The organism is Acidithiobacillus sp. YTS05 (assembly GCF_024396695.1).
Taxonomy (GTDB): Bacteria; Pseudomonadota; Gammaproteobacteria; order Acidithiobacillales; family Acidithiobacillaceae; genus Igneacidithiobacillus; species Igneacidithiobacillus copahuensis.
Genome location: NZ_CP094359.1, coordinates 21,806 through 39,600, shown reverse-complemented (window position 1 = coordinate 39,600; position 17,795 = coordinate 21,806). Strand labels below are relative to the sequence as shown.

The window sequence follows — 17,795 nt, the reverse complement described above, 5'->3', positions numbered from 1 at the left end:
CCCCTGCACCTGCCCCGCCATATGGCTACGCGACTCGCAATGCCTGCCAGACCCCGGCAAAACTGCGGGGACTCATCGACAGACGGCGAATGCCATGCTCCACCAAGCCCAGGGCGAGCTGTGGGTTCCCAGCAGCTTCCCCACAGACTGAAACCGGCACGTCCAGTCCCTGCAACAGGCCCTGGATCAGACCCAACACCGCCGACGAGCCGGCCCCGCCCAGATTCTGCAGCCGCTCATCGCCACGGTCCGCAGCAAACACATACTGCGTGAGATCGTTGGTGCCCACCGACACAAAATCCACTAGCCCCCGGAAACTGCCAGGCTCCAATAACATCGCAGGAACTTCAGCCATGATCCCCAGTGCTACCGGCCAGGCATGATCGATCTGCTGTTCGAGAAGGGCAGAATGACAGGATGCCAGTACCCTGCGCAGTTCGATAATTTCCTGCACTTGGCTCACCATAGGGGCCATGAGGGCAATGTCCTGCCCGTGACCGGCGCGCAAGATCGCGCGGATATGGATCTGCAAAAAATCGGGGCAAGCCAGCAGGGCGCGGATACCCCGTAGTCCCAGGGCCGGGTTCTCTTCCCTGCGCAGCCTGAGGAAGGGCAGAGGCTTGTCGGCACCGGCATCCAAGAGACGCACGACGCAGCGCCGCCCCGACATGGGCGCGAGTATTTTCTGCACGTGCTGCATCTGTTCCTCTTCGTTGGGACTTTGCCAACGGTCGAGGTACAGAAACTCCGTGCGCAACAAGCCAATCCCGCGCGCTCCTAAGCGTCGTGCTTCCTGCGCCTCGGCGGGGCTGGCCACATTGGCCCAGAATTCGACATGGCTGCCATCAGCGAGAGCCAGCTCACCTGCAAATTCTTCCGGCAGCGCCAGGGTTTCGCTCCTCGTGTAGCGTGCCCGTATGGCGTCGACCTGCGCTTTCTGCGGTGCAACGATGACTGCCCCGGTAGCGCCATCCATCGCCACCTCTATGCCCGCGCGAAGCTCAGGAGCACGCACATTGATCACATAGGGAATACCAGCGCCACGCAGGAGAATCGCGGCGTGGCTGTTGGGAGCACCTTGGCGATCAATCACACCCAGTACTTGCGCAGGATCCATGTTAGCCGCCATGGATGGCAACAAGTCATCAACGAGGAGAATGCTTGGCCTCGCTTCCGCAACCGTCCGTCGCTCTGGATCACCCAAAAGTTCTCCCAGTACCTGGCGTCCCAGATCGCGCCAATCGGCTGCTCGCGCCCGTAACAACGGCTCATGCAGTTGCTCGATTTCCTGGGCGAGTTCCTCCACCGCACCCGCCCAGGCATGCGCTGGCCCCTGCCCGCGTCGGAACTCGGCGTCGAGCTTTTCCTGCAGGCGCGGGTCCACCAGCAGGGCGCGCTGCGCGCCAAGGATATCTTCTTCCTGCGCCCGACTGGCGACAACGGTGATCGCTCGCCGGAGGCGCTCTGCTCCGTCAGGGGTGGCGGCCTCTGCGACGGGGAGCAAATCCTCCAGTCGGAGTCGCGCATCGGCCACCAAGCCCAGGGCAAAACCGGGAACAACCCCCTGCGGGCGCACTTCCGGGAGCGCCTCCGCGGGGTTCCCAAAGAGGCCATCCAGGCGCGTTAGCAAGTCAGGAGCAAGGGCCTCGTTACTGTAGACACAAAGGGCCTCGCCCTGCCGTAATTCGAGGGCTAGCAACCCGCTAAGGCTTTTTCCAGCCACCAAGGGAGTGGCAACCGCAGAACGCCCGACCCAGAAATCCATGCCCGCCTCACCGGCTACCCGCACCAATTCTGCCGCCGGCCGAAGATGCAAACCGGCTGGATCGGACAGCTCGTAACAGCGCCGTTCCATACCGACGTCGACGCGCATCACTGATTCCCGCACCGCGTCACTATCCGCTCCGGGCAAATCGTTCTGCTTGCCGCGTAATGCGTTCTGGGCCTCCCGTGCCACCTCCGGGAGACTGAGGCCGGCCTGGGCTGCCAAAGCTCCTGCCATCGCCCCTTCCACAAAGGGGGCTGGGCAAAGCGCGACGCGCTGCCGATCTTCTTGCGGGAGAAACTCCAGGGCCATCTGTGCACTCAGCACGGCACTCCCCAGATCCAGGAGCACGAGCACGGCGTGGGGGGCCAATTGGGACAGCGTTGCAGCGATGCGCGTCGCATCGGTACCGAGCTCCTCTCCTCCCTCTCCGGCACCAGCGGCAACGGCAATCCGTACCGAGTCTCCGGTGACCTGCCGAAGCAGTGCCTCCGTCGCCTCGGCAAGGGCGCGACTGTGCGAGACAAGCAAGAGGGCGACCACGGGCAAAGATGGACTCATCTAGCCACCTTCACCAAGCACGCAAAAAGCAGGGCGGCGGAGGCGGCACCCGGGTCGGCATGGCCGATGGAGCGCACGCCCAGATAACTGGCGCGACCCTTACGCGCCTGCAAAGGGATGGTTGCAGCTCGGCCGTCTTGCGCGGACTGGGCGGCTGCCGCGACGTCTCCCTGGGATGCCAGCACATCCACGGCAGGAATCAGGGCATCGAGCATGGTCTTATCACCGGCGTTCGCCTTGCCCAAGCGCTGTATGCCCGCCACTCCGCTTGTCAGGCAGCGACCGAGCTCCGCAGCACTGAACGCAGCGGACGCTCCCATGGCCTTGGCAGTCTCCAGGAAAAAGGTGCCATAGAGCGGCCCGGAGGCGCCGCCCACCGTGCCGATCAGCGTCATCGCCACCTCCTTCAGTAGCGCTCCGGGACTTTCTGGAACCCGCTCCCCTAATTTTTCTGCTACCTTGGCGAACCCTCGGGAAAGATTACTGCCATGGTCACCATCACCGATCTCTGCATCGAGGTGGTCGAGCTCAGCTCGTTCCTGCGCTAAGCGTTCCTGTATGCAGCGCATCCAGGCCATCAAGGTCTCGGTGTCATAATTCATGCTCATCTCCTCAGAGCCCCCAGCGCAGCGCGACCGTACAGACCGGGGCATCCCACCAGCGCTGCAGATCCGCTTCCAGCCGCAGGACGGTGATAGCGACCCCGGCCATATCGAGACTGGTCATGTACGGCCCCACCAGGCGTCGTTGGACGTGCAGCCCATACTCCCGCGCCACCGCCTCAGCAGCACGATAGACGATATAGAGCTCAAGCAAGGGGGTTGCCCCCAGAGCATCAACAAATAGCAACACCGGATCGCCCGGATGGAATGGTAGGTCATTCAGGATCGGCTCCATCAACATGCGGGTCAAGGTATCGGCAGGGGCCATGGCCAGCCGCTCCCGACCGGGTTCCCCATGGATACCCACGCCAAACTCAATCTCCTGCTCGCCGAGTTGAAAGCCCTCCTGGCCCGTGCTGGGATTATGGCAAGGGCCCAAGGCCAAGCCCATGGAGCGCGCCTGCCCATTTATCCGTTTACCGAGCGCTGCCAGATCAGCGAGCGCCATTCCTTCGGCCGCGGCCGCGCCGCAGATCTTTTCCGCCAGGACCGTTGCGCCTACGCCCCGCCGTCCGGCGGTGTAGAGCGAATCCTGGACAGCGACGTCATCATCGATCAGCACCTGCTCCACTGCTACGCCCTGGTCCTGCAGGATCTCCGCCGCCATCTGAAAGTTCAGTACATCGCCCGTATAATTCTTGACCAGATGCAGCACTCCGGCGCCGCCATGGGCGGCAAGGGACGCGGCCACAATCTGGTCCGGGGTAGGGCTGGTGAACACCGCCCCTGGACAGGCAGCGTCCAGCATTCCCAGGCCAACGAAGCCGGCATGCATGGGCTCGTGGCCCGAACCACCCCCGGAGATGATCGCCACCTTACCGGAGATCGGCGCATCCTGGCGCAGGACATAACTGGGGTCCGTGTGTACCCGCAGCAGATCCCCATGGGCGAGAGCCATCCCGGCAAGGGATTCGCTGACCACGGCTTCTGGATCATTGATCAATGCCTTCATTGTTTTGCCTCCTCTGCTTCGATTTGCGTGCGCACCTCATCCAGCGCTTTTTGCAACTTTTCCAGCTTGAAACCGAGACCCTTTTGTTCGACGCGCGGCTGTTTTTCCTGCAGGAGCTTGGCCCGGGCACAGAGGGTGCGGCTGATCATCCATTCATAAACATAGACGGCAATCGCCGCGCCGATGAGGGGGCCGACAATGGGTACCCACCAGTAGCCGTGGGGACCGGGAAAGGCATTGGTACCCCATCCCTGCAACCAGCAAAAAAAGCGGGGGCCAAAGTCACGGGCAGGATTGATGGCATAGCCAGTACCTACGCCAAAGGACATACCGATGGCCGCCACCGCAAAGCCGATCATCAGCGGGGCCAGGTTAGCGCCGGGTCCGACATTCATGTTGTCGATGATGGCGAGAACAAAGAGCAGCAGAAAGAAGGTTGCCACCACCTGATCCAACAGGGCGAGGCCCATCTGATTACCGTAGTACGCGGCCGGAAAGGTGGCGAAGATGCTGAAGGTGGTCAGCCCGCCAGATGCCGCCCGGGAGATGACCCCATGGGCGAGATTCCATTTGTCGATGGCGAGAAAATAGTCATAATAAACAATGGCCGCACCGGCAAAACAACCGACCACCTGGGCAATCCAGTACGGTACGACCTTGCGCCAGGGGAAATTGCCGCGCAGGGCAAAGGCCAAAGTCACCGCCGGGTTGATGTGCGCCCCGGAAACACCCCCCGCGACATAGACCGCCATGGCCACCGCCATGGCCCAACCCCAGGTGATCAGGAGCCAGCCGCCGGCCCCCTGGAAAATGACCAGAGTACGATGCGATTCGGTCAGACCGACCACCGCTACCGCGACACAACCGGCACCAAAGGCCAGCAACACAAAACAACCCAAAAACTCGGCGATCATCTCCGCCCAGATGGAGTGCGCCCGCCAACCCGTCTTTACCCCTGCATCCGTGCCCATCTTAGTTGCCCTCCACCCAAGCAAAGGAACGCTCGACCGCCTTCTTCCAAGAGTGAACCAGGCGAGCCCGGTCGCTCTCTTCCATCTGCGGCTTCCAGACATGATCAACGCCCCAGTTGGCGCGGAGATCCTCCGTGCTTTGCCACAGGCCGGTAGCCAGTCCAGCGGCATAGGCAGAACCCAAGGCGGTGGTTTCGACGATACGCGGGCGCTGTACCGGCACGGCGAGCATATCGGCCTGGAACTGCATCAGCAGCTCGTTTACGACCATACCGCCGTCGCTGCGCAGGGCACGTAGCCGAATGCCGCTGTCCAGCTCCATCGCCTCGACCACGTCGCGCACCTGATAGGCCGTCGCTTCCAGAGCAGCCCGCGCTACATGGGCCTTGGTGGCAAAGCGGGTCAGACCAGCGATCACCCCACGGGCATCTTCCCGCCAGTACGGCGCATACAGTCCCGCAAAGGCAGGCACGAGGTAGACATCGCCGTTGTCGGGCACACTGCGCGCCAGCGCCTCGATCTGCTCTGCCAGATCAAAAAAGTGCAGGTTGTCGCGCAACCATTGCACCAGGGCTCCCGCAATGGCGATGGAACCTTCGAGGGCGTAGTGGGTCGGCTCGTCGCCAAAGCGGTAGGCCACCGTACTCAACAAACCAGCCTTGGAATGGACCGCTTCCATACCCGTGTTCATCAGCAGAAAGCAACCGGTGCCGTAGGTATTTTTCGCCTCGCCGGGCGCAAAGCAGGTCTGCCCGACCAGGGCCGCTTGCTGATCCCCAAGCATTCCTGCCAAAACTGTCCCGCGCAGCGGCGCGCTGCGAATCTCCCCATAGACCTCTCCCGAGGAAACAATCTGCGGCAGGCAAGCGGCGGGTATACCAAACTCTGCGAGAAGCTCTTCATCCCAGCTGCAGCGCTGCAGATCCATGAGCAGGGTGCGACTGGCATTGCTGACGTCGGTGATATGCAAACCGCCATCCTTGCCTCCAGTCAGATTCCAGGCCAACCAAGTGTTGATATTGCCAAACAGGGCGTCACCCTGCTCGGCCTTGCGCCGTGCCCCGGGGACATTCTCCAGCAGCCAGAGCAACTTGAGCGCGGAAAAATAAGTGGTCAGAGGTAACCCGGTCTTCTCGCGAAACCAGGAATGTTCCCGCTTTTGTAGAAAGCGACGCATCAACTGATCGGTGCGGGTGTCCATCCAGACGATGGCTGGCGCCAGCGGCTCAGCACTGTGACGGTCCCACAATACGGTCGTTTCGCGCTGGTTGGTGATCCCCACGGCACGCAGATCCGAGCCGCTGAGGTTGGCACGGGCCAGGGCGGCCCCCACCACTTCGTTGCTGTTGTTGAGGATTTCCAGGGGATCATGCTCTACCCAGCCCGGTTGCGGGTAGATCTGCCGGTGTTCCTTTTGCGCCTGGGAAATGATCTTGCCGGCGTGGTCAAAAATGATGAAGCGGGTACTGGTGGTCCCCTGATCGATGGCTCCGACGTAATTGGACATTTTATATTCTCCTCTCTCGTTGCTCAGCGCTTGCTGAGCGCCTTCTCCAGATATTGGCGCAGCCGTTGCTCGGTCCCTGAGGGTACGTGCAGGGAAAGCTTGGAGCGTCGCCAAAGGATGTCCTCGAGGGTGTTCGCCCATTCGTGCGCGACGAGGTACTGTACTTCCGCCTCGTACAGCCCTCCGCCCAAATCCTCGCCCAGCTCCTCTGGTCGCTGGTGGCCTGCCAAAATCCGCTCGGCGCGGGTCCCATAGGCGCGGGCGTAGCGACGCAGCAAGGTGGCCGGAAACTCGGCATATTGACTCAGCAGCTGATGCAGGAAACGGTCGAAGTCAGCACCCGGGAGATCCCCGCCGGGGAGCGGCGCCGTCGCGGTCCAGGGCTGACCAGCGGCCTTACCCAGCGCCGGCTCCAGGAGTTGCAGGGCATGTTCGGCCAGACGCCGATAGGTGGTGATCTTGCCACCAAAGACCGAGAGCACCGGCGCACCGGGTCCTTTCTCGAGATTGAGGACATAATCCCGGGTCACTGCCGAAGCATTGGCGGCATGATCGTCATACAGGGGGCGTACACCGGAATAACTACGCACCACGTCTGCGGGAACGATGGTTTTTCGCAGATAACGGGAAGCGCTGCTGCAGAGGTAGGCGGTCTCCTCGGGACTGATCTGCACCTGCGCGGGATCCCCGTCGTAGGGGATGTCGGTGGTACCGATGAGGCTGAAGCTGCCCTCGTAGGGAATGACGAAAATGATCCGCCCATCGGGATTCTGCAGGATGAAGGCAAAGTCCTCGTCATAAAGGCGAGGGACGATGATGTGGCTGCCCTTCACCTTGCGCACGCTTTTATGGGTGTGCAGACCCAGAGCCGTCCCCAGGATCTCTCCGACCCAGGGGCCGGCGGCATTGACCAGAATGCGCGCAAGCAGCGTTTCCCGCTGGCCGCTGGCCGTCTCGATTTCCGCATGCCAGACTCCATCCACGACGGCTGCCTTGCTCAGCGAGGTATGCAGCCGAATCTCCGCGCCGCGCTCCCGGGCATCGATAGCGTTCAGCACCACCAGGCGACTGTCTTCGACCCAACAATCGGAATAGCTGAAGCCGCGCCGTATATTGTCCGCCAGAATCCCTCCCGCCGGATGTCGGGCAAAACGCAGCGCGCGCGATGCCGGCAGACTCTGTCGTGGCGCGAGATGGTCATAGAGCCAGAGACCAGCGCGCAACTTCCACCCGGCGCGGCTCTCCGGCCCTTCGGGCAGAATAAAGGTCAATGGCCAGATGATGTGCGGGGCGATATGGAGGAGGCATTCCCGTTCCTTGAGCGCCTCGCGCACCAGGCGAAATTCGTAGTATTCGAGGTAGCGTAATCCGCCGTGAATGAGCTTGGTACTGGCGGAAGAAGTGTGAGCGGCCAGGTCATCCCGCTCGATCAGGGTGACGGTGAGTCCCCTTCCGGCAGCATCGCGGGCTATACCCACGCCATTGATACCGCCACCGATGACCAGAATATCTTTTATATCGTTCATATTGACCCCTGGTTTTCATTTTTGCTGAGGAGGCAGCCTGTCATTGTGACAGGTATTTTTAGTGTAGAACAAAAAATTTCGAATATATTTTGTAATTTATCTATATATTCTGATAAGCGCGATTAGCCCTCATTGTCTTATACTGTAAAGAATTTCGCAGCGGCGCTTGGTGGTATGGCAATGACATCGGTAATAAGTCTACTTTGGCCCGAGGGAGAAGCGAAGCAGGACCCGACACCGGAAGCGGCGGTTTTCCATGATCTCCATTTGCAAGAGATCTTTGCTGCCGTCTGCCTGCCGGTACCGGATTTTGCGCTGGTTGATTGGTATCACGCCTTTCCCGGAAAATCGACGGTTATTCGCCATCGCCAGGCCATTCTGCGCGATCTGTTACAGCCATCGATACGCAGCGCCTGGACCAGCTTCACCCAGCGGATGCAGACCCTGCGCCGCCAGCTTGAACAAGCGCAAAAACTCTACCATGATCGCCAACGACAACGGGTTTTTCTGGATGCGATTGGTAACTACCAAACGGTTTTTTCCTCTCTGGTCGATGCGCTCACCGCCGCCAAGCCACGATCGACCGCGCTATGCACCGTTCTCGAGGGTTTGATCCACGAGTTACAGGCACCACAGCGGCAAGAGATGCACGATACCGCAAGGGCATTGCGCCAAGAGTTGGATGCCTTGCGCTACGACCTGCAAATCTCCGGAAGTCATGTGAGCCTCTGGCGCGAATGTTTGCAACGCAATGTAGACGAAGAAATTGTCCATACTTTTTCTCGCTTTCTGGCTGCACCGTCAGGCGAGGAAAACGCGCGGGAGGAGCAGGAGATCGGACAGATGGACGTCGATCCGGTGCAGGCACGAGTCCTCGACGCCATTGCCGAACTGTTTCCCGAGCTGTTTGCCCGTCTCGCCGTTTTTTACCAGCGCTGGGCGCAACCGGACCCCCAAGCCGCAATCGATGCCGTCCCCGCCCTGCGGATGGCCCGCTACCCCTTTGTCTTTGTCCCGCTGCTGCATTGGGAACGGGAGCTACAGTTCTATCTCGCCTTTCTGGATTTTCTCAGCCCCTTGGAGGCGGCGGGCCTGCCAAGCTGCGTTCCCGAGCTCTGTGAGGAGGAAAAACGCACCCATGCCGAGAGCGCTTACGATCTGGCACTGGCTGCGCGCCTACGCCAGGAACAGCAGGAGAATCCTGTGCTGAACGATATCGACCTGCACGGTAGCGAGCGCATTTTGTTGGTCAGCGGCCCCAATCAGGGGGGCAAAACGACCTATGCCCGTTGCTTCGGGCAACTCCATTACCTTGCTGGTATCGGTCTGCCGGTGCCGGCGCAGCAGGCCCAACTCTTCGTTTGCGACGCTATTTATACCCATTTTGAACGCCGCGAAGACGCCGAAAGCGAGCGCAGCAAGCTCGAGGCAGACCTGCTTCGTCTACGCCATGATCTGGAGCGGGCGACGCCACGCAGTATCTTCGTCCTCAATGAGCTGTTTCACTCTACCACCCTCGACGATGCCCGCTTTCTCAGCCAGGAATTGCTCAAGCGCCTACGGCATCTCGATCCACTGGTACTCTGGGTCAGTTTTCTCGATGAACTCAGCCGCTCCGGCGCCGATGTTGTCAGCATTCTGAGCATGGTCGACAGCGAGGAGGAGGACAAGCGTACGTTTCGCCTCTTACGCAAACCTGCCGATGGTCTGGCTCATGCCCTGTCTCTGGCCAGAAAATTTGGTCTGGACTACCCGCAACTTCTGGCGAGGATTGCTCATGCTTCCCCATCTTCTTGATCCGGAAAAAAGCCTTGCTGCGTTTCCTGCCAGCGTGCAGGAGCAGCATCTGGTCGAGGATCTGGGACTTGCGCCCCTGTTTACTGCCATGGCCGAGGACGATGACGAACGCCGGGAAATCGTAGAGCGGGTGATCCTGCGCTGGCGCTGTCGCGATGCCGCAACGGTACGCTACCGCCAAGAGGCCTTGACCGACTTGAGCGCGCAGCCGGAACGCGCCGAAGCCATCTTCGCCATCGCCCAGAACAGTCTGGACTTACCCGGACAGAGTCACCAGTTTCTGCTCTTCAGCAAATCTCCCAGCCGCCGACTGCGCGCCAATACCGCGCTCATGCAGGAATTGCTGCGCCAACTGCAGGCCTTGCGTGACCTGGGCAGCGCCACCTTCCATTCGGACGCCCTGCGCAAGCTTTTCTCCCGCTTGCAGCAGGAGATTGACGAGAGCTTTCTGCAAGCAGCGCAGGAAGCGCTGGCCGCGCTGCAACTGGACGAAGGCGTGCGCAGTACCGCAGGGGCGGACGCCACAGGGCGCTGTGTTCCAGAGGCCTTACACGGTGGCATTGGCAACCAGGGCTGGTTGGGAAAACTCTGGCGCACCCAGCACGAGGATGCGGGCTTCAGCATTGCTGATCGCGATGAGACGGGTCAGACAGCGCTCGGTAAACTGCGAGAACAGCTCCTGACCCAAACCGCACAAGTTCTTGATGATGCAGTCGCACGGGTACTGCAGTTTTTTCGCCTGCTCCGCGACGAGCTGCATTTCTATCTTGCTGCCATCACGCTACAGCAGAAACTTCGCCAACAAGGATTGTCTTGTTGTCTGCCGGAAGTACAGGAAGGCGGCGGACTGCTGAACGCTACAGGACTCTATTCGCCGCTTTTGCCCCTACGCGGGGAAAGCTCGGTAAGCAACGATATTGCTGCCCGCCATACCCCGCTGATTATCATCACCGGTGCCAATCGCGGCGGCAAATCGACCTTGCTGCGCGCCATCGGTATCTCTCAGCTTTGGGCAGAAAGTGGGCTCTACAGTTTTGCGAAAACCGTGCGCACCGGCCTGTGTCAAGGGATCTTCAGTCATTTTCAGCAGGAGGAGGACGCCAAGCTGCAGCACGGAAAATTTGCCGAAGAACTGCAACGGATGCAGGACATCGCAGCCGAGCTCCGGACCGGAAGTCTGATACTTTTCAACGAATCCTTTGCCGCCACCAATGAGCAGGAGGGATCTGAGATTGCGAGGCAGATCACTTTGGCCCTACGCGACGCCGGTGTCCGCGTGATCTTCGTTACCCATCTCTATAGCTTTGCCAAAAATCTTTTTAATAAAGAAGGAGAGAATATTCTATTTTTGCGCGCCAGCGCGGAGCCAGAAGCACAGCGCTTTCAGTTGCTCCCTGGCGCTCCGCAGGCCAGCAGCTTTGCCCGGGAGATCTATCAAGAAATTTTCTGAAGAGAAGAATTGCAATCTATTAATATAACATATTGTTAAAATTACTATCCAGATTAAATCATCAATTCTTTCTATAAATGTTTTTCTTGCGCAACATCTCGTCGTGTCCTATACCTAAATCACCTTTCAAAAATGTGACAATATGATACGAACGGGGAGATGATAATGCGGATAAATCAATCCGTCGGGGAATTTTTACCCTATAATCGACAGTACCAAAATGTTGGCCGTCATTGGTAGTTGTAACATCGACCTGCTTTTCCAGCTCGACCGGGTACCGGAACCAGGAGAAACGCGAATTGCCCGCAGTTTCAGCCGGCATCATGGCGGTAAAGGCGCAAATCAGGCAGTGGCCGCGCGACGTGCAGGAGCGGAGGTCCGGCTCATCGCTCAGCTCGGCCAAGACGACGCGGGGGAACTCCTGTACCAAGCCTTGGCGGCCGAGGGAATCGACCTGTGCGGCGTTCAACGCAGTCCGCTACCCACTGGCTCCGCCTGTATCCTGCTGGAAGATTCCGGCGAGAACCGCATCACCATCTACCCGGGTGCCAACCGCGACCGTCTCCCCCACGACCTCGAAACGCAGCTGCGTGACACAGCCTTCGTGCTGGCGCAGCTCGAGATCGACCCGGAATTGGTCCTGCATGCCGCACAGATCTGCCGCGCCAAGAGAATCCCCTTCGTTCTCAATGCGTCGCCAGTGCAGGATCTTTCCGCAGAACTCTTGTCTTTGACCGATTTGCTCGTCGTCAACGCCCAAGAGGCAGCGCAGATTCTGGGCCAGGCGCTTGACCCAGGCAGCGCCTTGGATGCCGCCAAAGCACTGGCGCGCGCACGCATGGGCGCGGTCATTACCCTCGGCGAGCACGGACTGGTCTGGGCCAGCGGCAACGAGGCGGCACGCCTGCCCGCCTACCCGGTAGCGGTAACCGACAGCACAGGCTGCGGCGACGCCTTTGCCGGTGTTCTGCTTGCCAGCCTGGCAGCCGGGGCATCCCTGTCTGCCAGCGCTCAGCGGGCGAACGCCGCCGCTGCCCTCACGGCAACCGTCATCGGTGCCCAGGACGCGTTGCCACGAAAAACAGACATCGAGCAGTTTCTTGCTTCTCACAGCCCGCGCACGGAGGATCAATCATGAAAGCCAAAAAACCCGCTACCCTAATTCTTGCCGCTCTCGGCAGTCTCGCTTTGCTTGGCAGCACTACCGCCGCTCCGCAGTACACCTTCGGTCTGCTGCTCTCGGCCATGACCCCCTATTTCGCCACCATCAAGAGTGGCGCCGAAAGTGAGGCGAAAAAACTGGGGGTGCAGCTCTTGGTCGAGAACGGCAACAATGACTCGGCTACCCAGTCCAATCAGGTCGATACCCTCATCGCCCGCAAAGTCAATCTGCTGCTGATCAATCCCACCGACGCCAAGGCGCTCATTCCCGCAGTGGAAAAGGCCAATGCCGCGCACATCCCGGTGGTGTTTATTGATCGCAAGGCAGATGGCGGCCATGCCATCGCCTACTTTGCCTCAGATAATACCCAAGCCGGCGCTCAAGCCTGTCAATTTCTCGCCAATCACCTGCATGGCAAAGGAAATCTGTTCATGTTGCTGGGCATCTCCGGCGCCTCAGCCACCAATGAGCGCAGCGCTGGCTGTGATTCCGTGCTTCAGCACTACCCCAATATTCACGTGGTCGCCCGACAGTCTGGCCATTTCAGCCGCCGCGGAGGCTTGACGGTGATGCGCGACGTCTTGATCGCCCACCCGAATCTAGATGCGGTCTATGCGGAAAATGGACAAATGGCCATTGGCGCCGTGCGCGCCGCCGAAGCAGCAGGCCGCCTCAAAAACCTCACCATCGCCATGATTGGTAGCGGTAGCGCAGGGGAAACCCAACTGGTCAAAGAAGGGAAGATTGCGCTCAGTGTCGCGCAGCAACCTGCCGTCATGGGGGCACTCGGGGTCGAGGCCGGATACAACTACCTGAACACCGGTACCGTATTCGTGCCGGTTCCGTTACACATGGATTATGCCCCCGGCCAACGCCCCTGAGCAACGCAGTCATGCCAGAGAACGCTCCTCTCCTGGAACTGAGAAACATCGGCAAGCGCTTTGGTGCCGTCCATGCACTGCGCGGTATTGACCTGCAGATCATTTCCGGAGAGGTTCTCGCCCTGCTGGGCGACAACGGCGCCGGTAAATCCACTCTGGTCAAGATCATTGCCGGAGCGCATGCCCCGAGCAGTGGGGAAATGTTCCTGGCCGGCAGCAAAGTCTCGCTCTTCGATCCCCGCCATGCCCACGACCTGGGGATCGAAACGATCTACCAGGATCTGGCGGTTGCCGAGAATCTCGATGTCGCGAGCAACATCTTTCTGGGACGCGAGCGCAAGTCGCGCATGCTGGGATTTCTGCCGATCCTTGCCCGGCGCGAAATGCGACGGGAGGCGGCAAGCGCGCTGGAGCATCTTGCCATCGAGCTACCGCTGCGCCAGGTGGTGGGGGAACTGTCCGGCGGGCAACGGCAAGCGGTCGCCATCGCCCGCGCTGCATACTGGCAGGCACGCCTGGTCATCATGGATGAACCCACGGCCGCTATCGGCGTTGGTGAGCACGAAGCCATTCTAAAACTCATTCAAAATCTTGCGCGTTCTGGAGTGGCGGTCATTCTGGTAACCCATACCATGCCCGACGTTTGGCAGGTGGCGACGCGCATCGTCGTGCTGACTCGTGGTGAAAAGGCCTTGGAGGGCAAAACCGAGGAATTAACGGAGGAGCGCGTTGTGCGTGCCATGCTCGTCGGGAGAGAATCTGATGCCTAACGAACTGCGCCATCATCCCATTCTGCAGGCCATCGTTGACCAGGGCGTGCTGATCGCCTTTGTGCTCCTGGTGGTATTTCTCGCCTTCGTGGCACCGCACTTCGTCTCTACGGCCAACGCCTTCAGTATCCTGATCGACGCCGCACCCTTGGTTCTCCTCGCCCTCTGCGAACTGGTCGTCATGCTGGTGGCGGGCATCGACCTGGCGGTCGGCGCCATTGCCGGGTTTACCGGTGCCATTGCTGCCACCATGATGCTGCAGGGATTCCCCTGGCCCATTGCCACCCTTCTCGCGCTGCTCGCCGCGATGCTTGCCGGCACCCTGCAGGGGGTCATTATCAACTACCTGCGGGTGACGGATTTCATTACCACCCTGGCGGGCTTGTCGATTTTCTCCAGCCTGACCCTGATCATCACCGATGGCGAGCCGATGAACATCAACGCCAACGGCTTCAATGCTCTGGGCGAGGGCCATCTGCTCGGGGTTCCAACGCAAATCTGGATTGCCGCGTTCATCGTGCTTGTGGTGGCGCTGTGGCTGGGCCTCACCGCATCCGGCATGCACCTCTACGCCATTGGCGGCAACCGTGTTGCTGCCTACCGCGCCGGCATCCGCGTGCGTCGTCTGCGTAGCTTCGCCTATGCCTTCTCTGGGCTCTCGGCGGGCATCGCCGGGGTGATTCTGGCGGCACAACTGGCTACCGCCGATCCCAACGCCGGACGCGGGCAAGAATTACCGGCGATCGCCGCGGTGGTCATTGGCGGCGTATCGCTCTTCGGTGGCCGCGGTTCGGTCTGGGGCGCCGTACTTGGCGCCCTGATTTTGAGCACCATCCTCGACGGTCTGGTGCTTCTCAATATCTCGCCCTTTTTCACCGAACTGGTGGAGGGCGTCGTCATTCTTCTGGCGGTCATGATGGGCCACCTGAGAAAAAGGAGCAGCAACTGATGGCTGCACACGAGGGGAATCCCCTCGCGCAAAACGGAGGAGTACACCATGAAAACAAAAAACCATGCACACCCAGACTACGGCAACGCGCCGCTCTCGCCAGCGCAACGCTGGCCGCCACCTTGCTGCTGGGCGGCTTTGCCCTGCCCGCCTACGCAGTCGATAACAGCCACTCGCTGATTCCCAGCAACAAGGTCCTGGAAAGCGATCTCGGCGGTACCAAGATATCGGCCATGCTGGGGCTGATCAATTTCAGCTACCTCAACCATGGACATACCACGCAGGATACCCATTCCATGGCTTTGGGTGGACATCTGTACCTGCATAGCCCGTCCTACGTGGGCTTGAGCCTGGGCGTGGGCGGCGATTTTGCCACCTGGACCGGCTTTTATCAGCATGAAGATCCGGAGCTTACCGGCCCCTACCCCAGCCATGGCATCGCCATCCTGCGCCTGGGCTACCTGCAGTACCATTACGGATCGGTGGTGATCCGTGGCGGACGGGAGTTCATCAACACCCCCTATGCCAACATGGACTACTACACCTACAATCCGCGCGCCTTTACCGGCGTCGCAGCGGTCTGGGACGTGCTTGGACATCCGCAGGATGCCAATTGGGCCGGCAATGGGCCTTTGACGCTGAGTGGCTCGCCTGCCACCGTCAGTGTGATGTTTGCCCGGGAGTTCAGTTACGCCAGTCGCTATAGCTCGACATTTACCACGGGTAACCGCTATACCGATGCCCATACCAATGGCTTTTATACCGTTGGCCTGCGCTATCAGACGCCTTTCCTGGGCAATCATATCGCCGTTCAGCTATGGGACTATAATTTCTACGGCTTTGCCAACATGTTCTATGGACAGGCGAATTTTTCCGCTCCCATCGAGCAGAATCTGGCGCTTCTGGCCGGTTTCCAGATGATAGCCGAGGGTAATTCTGGCGCCGGCACCAACTTTCTCCACGCCCTCAACGCCAATTCCGTCGACGCGCACATCTATGGCGGCCGACTCGGCGTGGAATTTGGTACCGAGCATGACACGGTGGCGCTGGTGGGCAATTACAGTCCCGTCAATTACAACTCCTTCCGCCACGGCGGCCTCATCCATCCCTATAATGACCTGAGCGGGACGGAATACACCACCACCATGCAGACCGGCATCTCCGATTTTGGCCCCGGATATGCCTATGGCATTGCCAGCAATTTTGGCTTTTTGCAGCACAAGCTGCTGGTCAACGCCAGCTTCATCCGCTACGTGGCGCGCTATGGCTACGGCGGCAGCGCCTATTCTTACAATGGCGCTTATGGCTTCCCCACTGGCGAGGCGGTTCCCGACCAGAAGCTCTGGTCCATGGACGTGGGCTTCTCTTACAACCTGGCGAGTTTGCTGCAAGGCCTGACGGTGGCCGACTACACCGACATCTCCGTCGCCCAGAACCAGGCCAACTATCCGCAGTATCACAATCCCTATGTCAGTAACCGTTTCTATCTGAAATACCACTTCTAAGACGAACAGAGGAGAACACGATCATGAAACAACCTGCAAAACGGGCTCTTGCCCTCGCTATCTTGGGTATGGCTATGCTGGCTGCGGAACCCGCCCTGGCCGACCAGACTTCCTTGAGCGTCATCAACTGGTGGACTGCCGGCTCGGAAGCCAAGGCAATGAATGTGCTGGTGCAGATGATGAAGGCCCAGGGAGTGAACATCAAAAACGATGCAATCGCCGGTGGTGGTGGCGCGCAGGCGCGTACCATCCTGAAAACCCGTCTGATGGAAGGCGAGACGCCCGGGGCGGCGCAAATCAAGGGGGTAGAGATCCAGCAATGGGGACATACGGGGCTGCTGGCCAATGTCGATGCCGCCGCCAAGGCGGGCGACTGGGATCAGAACATCCCGACAGAAATCGACAATTACATGAAATACAAGGGGAATTATGTCGCGGCCCCGATGGATCTGCATCGTCTGAACTGGCTCTGGTACAACCGCGCGGTGCTTACCAAGGCCGGCATCAAGACGCCACCCAAGGACTGGGATGAGCTGATTGCCGACCTCGCCAAGGTACAGGCCAAGGGCATGATACCAATGGCCGGCGGGGGCAATGGCTGGATGATTGCCACGGAATTTGATCCCATCGCCCTGGAAACCGGGGGTCCGGAGTGGTACCGCGACGTCTTCGTCAAGCTCGATGCCAAGGCCATCGACAGCCCGACCATGGTCAAGGCCCTGGAGCGTCTGCGCCAGATCGAGAAATATACCCCGAAGTCGCTGGCAGGACGTACTTGGAACTACGACACGGGTCTGGTCGCCCATGGCCAGGCGGCGTTCCAGATCATGGGCGATTGGGCCAATGGTCAGTTCGAGTTTCTGGGGGTGACTCCGGGTGGCCCCAAGGTTGGCTGTGTCGCCTTCCCCGGTACTGCTAATGATTTCATCTACAATGTCGATAGCTTCATCTTTTTCCGCCAGCATAGTGCCGCTGGTCGCGAGGCGACGATCAAACTGGCGGAGACCATGACCAGCCCCAAGTTCCAGTTGCTCTTCAACAAATATAAGGGCTCGATCCCCGATTTGATGAATGTGTCGCTGAAGGGCTATAACCCCTGCCAGTTGAAGTCGCGCGCGCAGTTCCTCACCGCCAGCAAGGAGCATAATCTGGTGCCGAGCTTCTCGCAGAACATGTCCACCTATGGTCCGCCAACTGGCGCCTTCATCGACTCTCTCGATCAGTTCTATACTTCCAACGAGAGCCCCCAGGCGGCCGCCGCGGCAATGGCAAAGCGCGTAGAGGTAGCCAAGAGCCAGGACTAGGAAATGCAGTAGAGCGCAGGCATCCCGCCCAGC

General features: G+C 59.9%; 14 protein-coding genes. 8 read left to right on the top strand and 6 right to left on the bottom strand.

Going from position 1 to position 17,795, the window contains the following annotated elements; translation table 11 throughout:
• Nucleotides 1-25: 25 nt before the first annotated feature.
• The 6 genes from dhaM to glpD are packed head-to-tail and all read right to left on the bottom strand — an operon-like array spanning nt 26 to nt 7,944.
• Entirely contained in the window at nt 26-2,326 is a 2,301-nt protein-coding gene (dhaM, locus tag MQE22_RS00140) for a dihydroxyacetone kinase phosphoryl donor subunit DhaM (protein WP_215872137.1), read from the bottom strand.
• Complete coding sequence (gene dhaL, locus MQE22_RS00135; protein ID WP_215872138.1) at nt 2,323-2,928, bottom strand: dihydroxyacetone kinase subunit DhaL; 606 nt, start codon at nt 2,926-2,928, stop codon at nt 2,323-2,325. Before dhaL ends, dhaM begins: the two co-directional genes overlap by 4 nt.
• A 10-nt stretch (nt 2,929-2,938) precedes the next feature.
• Nucleotides 2,939-3,940: a dihydroxyacetone kinase subunit DhaK gene (gene dhaK / locus MQE22_RS00130; protein ID WP_215872139.1), complete on the bottom strand. Its 1,002-nt coding sequence runs from the start codon at nt 3,938-3,940 to the stop codon at nt 2,939-2,941.
• Nucleotides 3,937-4,911, bottom strand: coding sequence for an MIP/aquaporin family protein (locus MQE22_RS00125; protein ID WP_215872140.1), 975 nt, complete (start codon nt 4,909-4,911; stop codon nt 3,937-3,939). Before MQE22_RS00125 ends, dhaK begins: the two co-directional genes overlap by 4 nt.
• A 1-nt stretch (nt 4,912) precedes the next feature.
• The gene (gene glpK, locus MQE22_RS00120; RefSeq protein WP_215872141.1) at nt 4,913-6,418 is read right to left on the bottom strand and encodes a glycerol kinase GlpK; all 1,506 of its coding nucleotides are present in this window, start codon (nt 6,416-6,418) and stop codon (nt 4,913-4,915) included.
• Between the two features lie 23 nt (nt 6,419-6,441).
• Entirely contained in the window at nt 6,442-7,944 is a 1,503-nt protein-coding gene (glpD, locus tag MQE22_RS00115) for a glycerol-3-phosphate dehydrogenase (RefSeq protein ID WP_215872142.1), read from the bottom strand.
• A 180-nt stretch (nt 7,945-8,124) separates the two neighbouring features.
• Here glpD and MQE22_RS00110 point away from each other — a divergent pair, with 180 nt between their 5' ends.
• The 8 genes from MQE22_RS00110 to MQE22_RS00075 all read left to right on the top strand — a co-directional run bounded on the left by MQE22_RS00110 (nt 8,125) and on the right by MQE22_RS00075 (nt 17,762).
• Nucleotides 8,125-9,741, top strand: coding sequence for a MutS-related protein (locus MQE22_RS00110; protein WP_215885371.1), 1,617 nt, complete (start codon nt 8,125-8,127; stop codon nt 9,739-9,741).
• A complete protein-coding gene (locus MQE22_RS00105) occupies nt 9,722-11,191 on the top strand; it encodes a MutS-related protein (protein ID WP_215872144.1) in 1,470 nt (489 codons plus the stop codon). The genes MQE22_RS00110 and MQE22_RS00105 overlap by 20 nt, the downstream gene beginning before the upstream one ends.
• Before the next feature lie 220 nt (nt 11,192-11,411).
• The gene (locus MQE22_RS00100) at nt 11,412-12,329 is read left to right on the top strand and encodes a ribokinase (RefSeq protein ID WP_215872145.1); all 918 of its coding nucleotides are present in this window, start codon (nt 11,412-11,414) and stop codon (nt 12,327-12,329) included.
• Nucleotides 12,326-13,234 (top strand): substrate-binding domain-containing protein, encoded by a 909-nt coding sequence (locus MQE22_RS00095; RefSeq protein WP_215872146.1) that lies wholly within the window; start codon nt 12,326-12,328, stop codon nt 13,232-13,234. Before MQE22_RS00100 ends, MQE22_RS00095 begins: the two co-directional genes overlap by 4 nt.
• A gap of 11 nt (nt 13,235-13,245) precedes the next feature.
• Entirely contained in the window at nt 13,246-14,004 is a 759-nt protein-coding gene (locus tag MQE22_RS00090; RefSeq protein ID WP_215872147.1) for an ATP-binding cassette domain-containing protein, read from the top strand.
• On the top strand, nt 13,997-14,953 hold the full coding sequence (locus tag MQE22_RS00085; protein WP_226827290.1) for an ABC transporter permease: 957 nt from the start codon (nt 13,997-13,999) through the stop codon (nt 14,951-14,953). Before MQE22_RS00090 ends, MQE22_RS00085 begins: the two co-directional genes overlap by 8 nt.
• A complete protein-coding gene (locus MQE22_RS00080; protein WP_255789871.1) occupies nt 14,953-16,458 on the top strand; it encodes a hypothetical protein in 1,506 nt (501 codons plus the stop codon). The genes MQE22_RS00085 and MQE22_RS00080 overlap by 1 nt, the downstream gene beginning before the upstream one ends.
• A 23-nt stretch (nt 16,459-16,481) precedes the next feature.
• Nucleotides 16,482-17,762, top strand: a complete 1,281-nt coding sequence (locus MQE22_RS00075) for an ABC transporter substrate-binding protein (protein WP_215872148.1) — start codon at nt 16,482-16,484, stop codon at nt 17,760-17,762.
• Nucleotides 17,763-17,795: the final 33 nt, after the last annotated feature.

Bases quoted from the DNA above. Each gene is read 5' to 3' on its own strand.
- glpD (WP_215872142.1), bottom strand. From the start codon at position 7,944: ATGAACGATATAAAAGATATTCTGGTCATCGGTGGCGGTATCAATGGC.
- MQE22_RS00125 (WP_215872140.1), bottom strand. From the start codon at position 4,911: ATGGGCACGGATGCAGGGGTAAAGACGGGTTGGCGGGCGCACTCCATC.
- MQE22_RS00080 (WP_255789871.1), top strand. From the start codon at position 14,953: ATGGCTGCACACGAGGGGAATCCCCTCGCGCAAAACGGAGGAGTACAC.
- MQE22_RS00105 (WP_215872144.1), top strand. From the start codon at position 9,722: ATGCTTCCCCATCTTCTTGATCCGGAAAAAAGCCTTGCTGCGTTTCCT.
- MQE22_RS00100 (WP_215872145.1), top strand. From the start codon at position 11,412: ATGTTGGCCGTCATTGGTAGTTGTAACATCGACCTGCTTTTCCAGCTC.
- MQE22_RS00095 (WP_215872146.1), top strand. From the start codon at position 12,326: ATGAAAGCCAAAAAACCCGCTACCCTAATTCTTGCCGCTCTCGGCAGT.
- glpK (WP_215872141.1), bottom strand. From the start codon at position 6,418: ATGTCCAATTACGTCGGAGCCATCGATCAGGGGACCACCAGTACCCGC.
- MQE22_RS00085 (WP_226827290.1), top strand. From the start codon at position 13,997: ATGCCTAACGAACTGCGCCATCATCCCATTCTGCAGGCCATCGTTGAC.
- dhaL (WP_215872138.1), bottom strand. From the start codon at position 2,928: ATGAATTATGACACCGAGACCTTGATGGCCTGGATGCGCTGCATACAG.
- MQE22_RS00075 (WP_215872148.1), top strand. From the start codon at position 16,482: ATGAAACAACCTGCAAAACGGGCTCTTGCCCTCGCTATCTTGGGTATG.
- dhaK (WP_215872139.1), bottom strand. From the start codon at position 3,940: ATGAAGGCATTGATCAATGATCCAGAAGCCGTGGTCAGCGAATCCCTT.
- MQE22_RS00090 (WP_215872147.1), top strand. From the start codon at position 13,246: ATGCCAGAGAACGCTCCTCTCCTGGAACTGAGAAACATCGGCAAGCGC.
- dhaM (WP_215872137.1), bottom strand. From the start codon at position 2,326: ATGAGTCCATCTTTGCCCGTGGTCGCCCTCTTGCTTGTCTCGCACAGT.
- MQE22_RS00110 (WP_215885371.1), top strand. From the start codon at position 8,125: ATGACATCGGTAATAAGTCTACTTTGGCCCGAGGGAGAAGCGAAGCAG.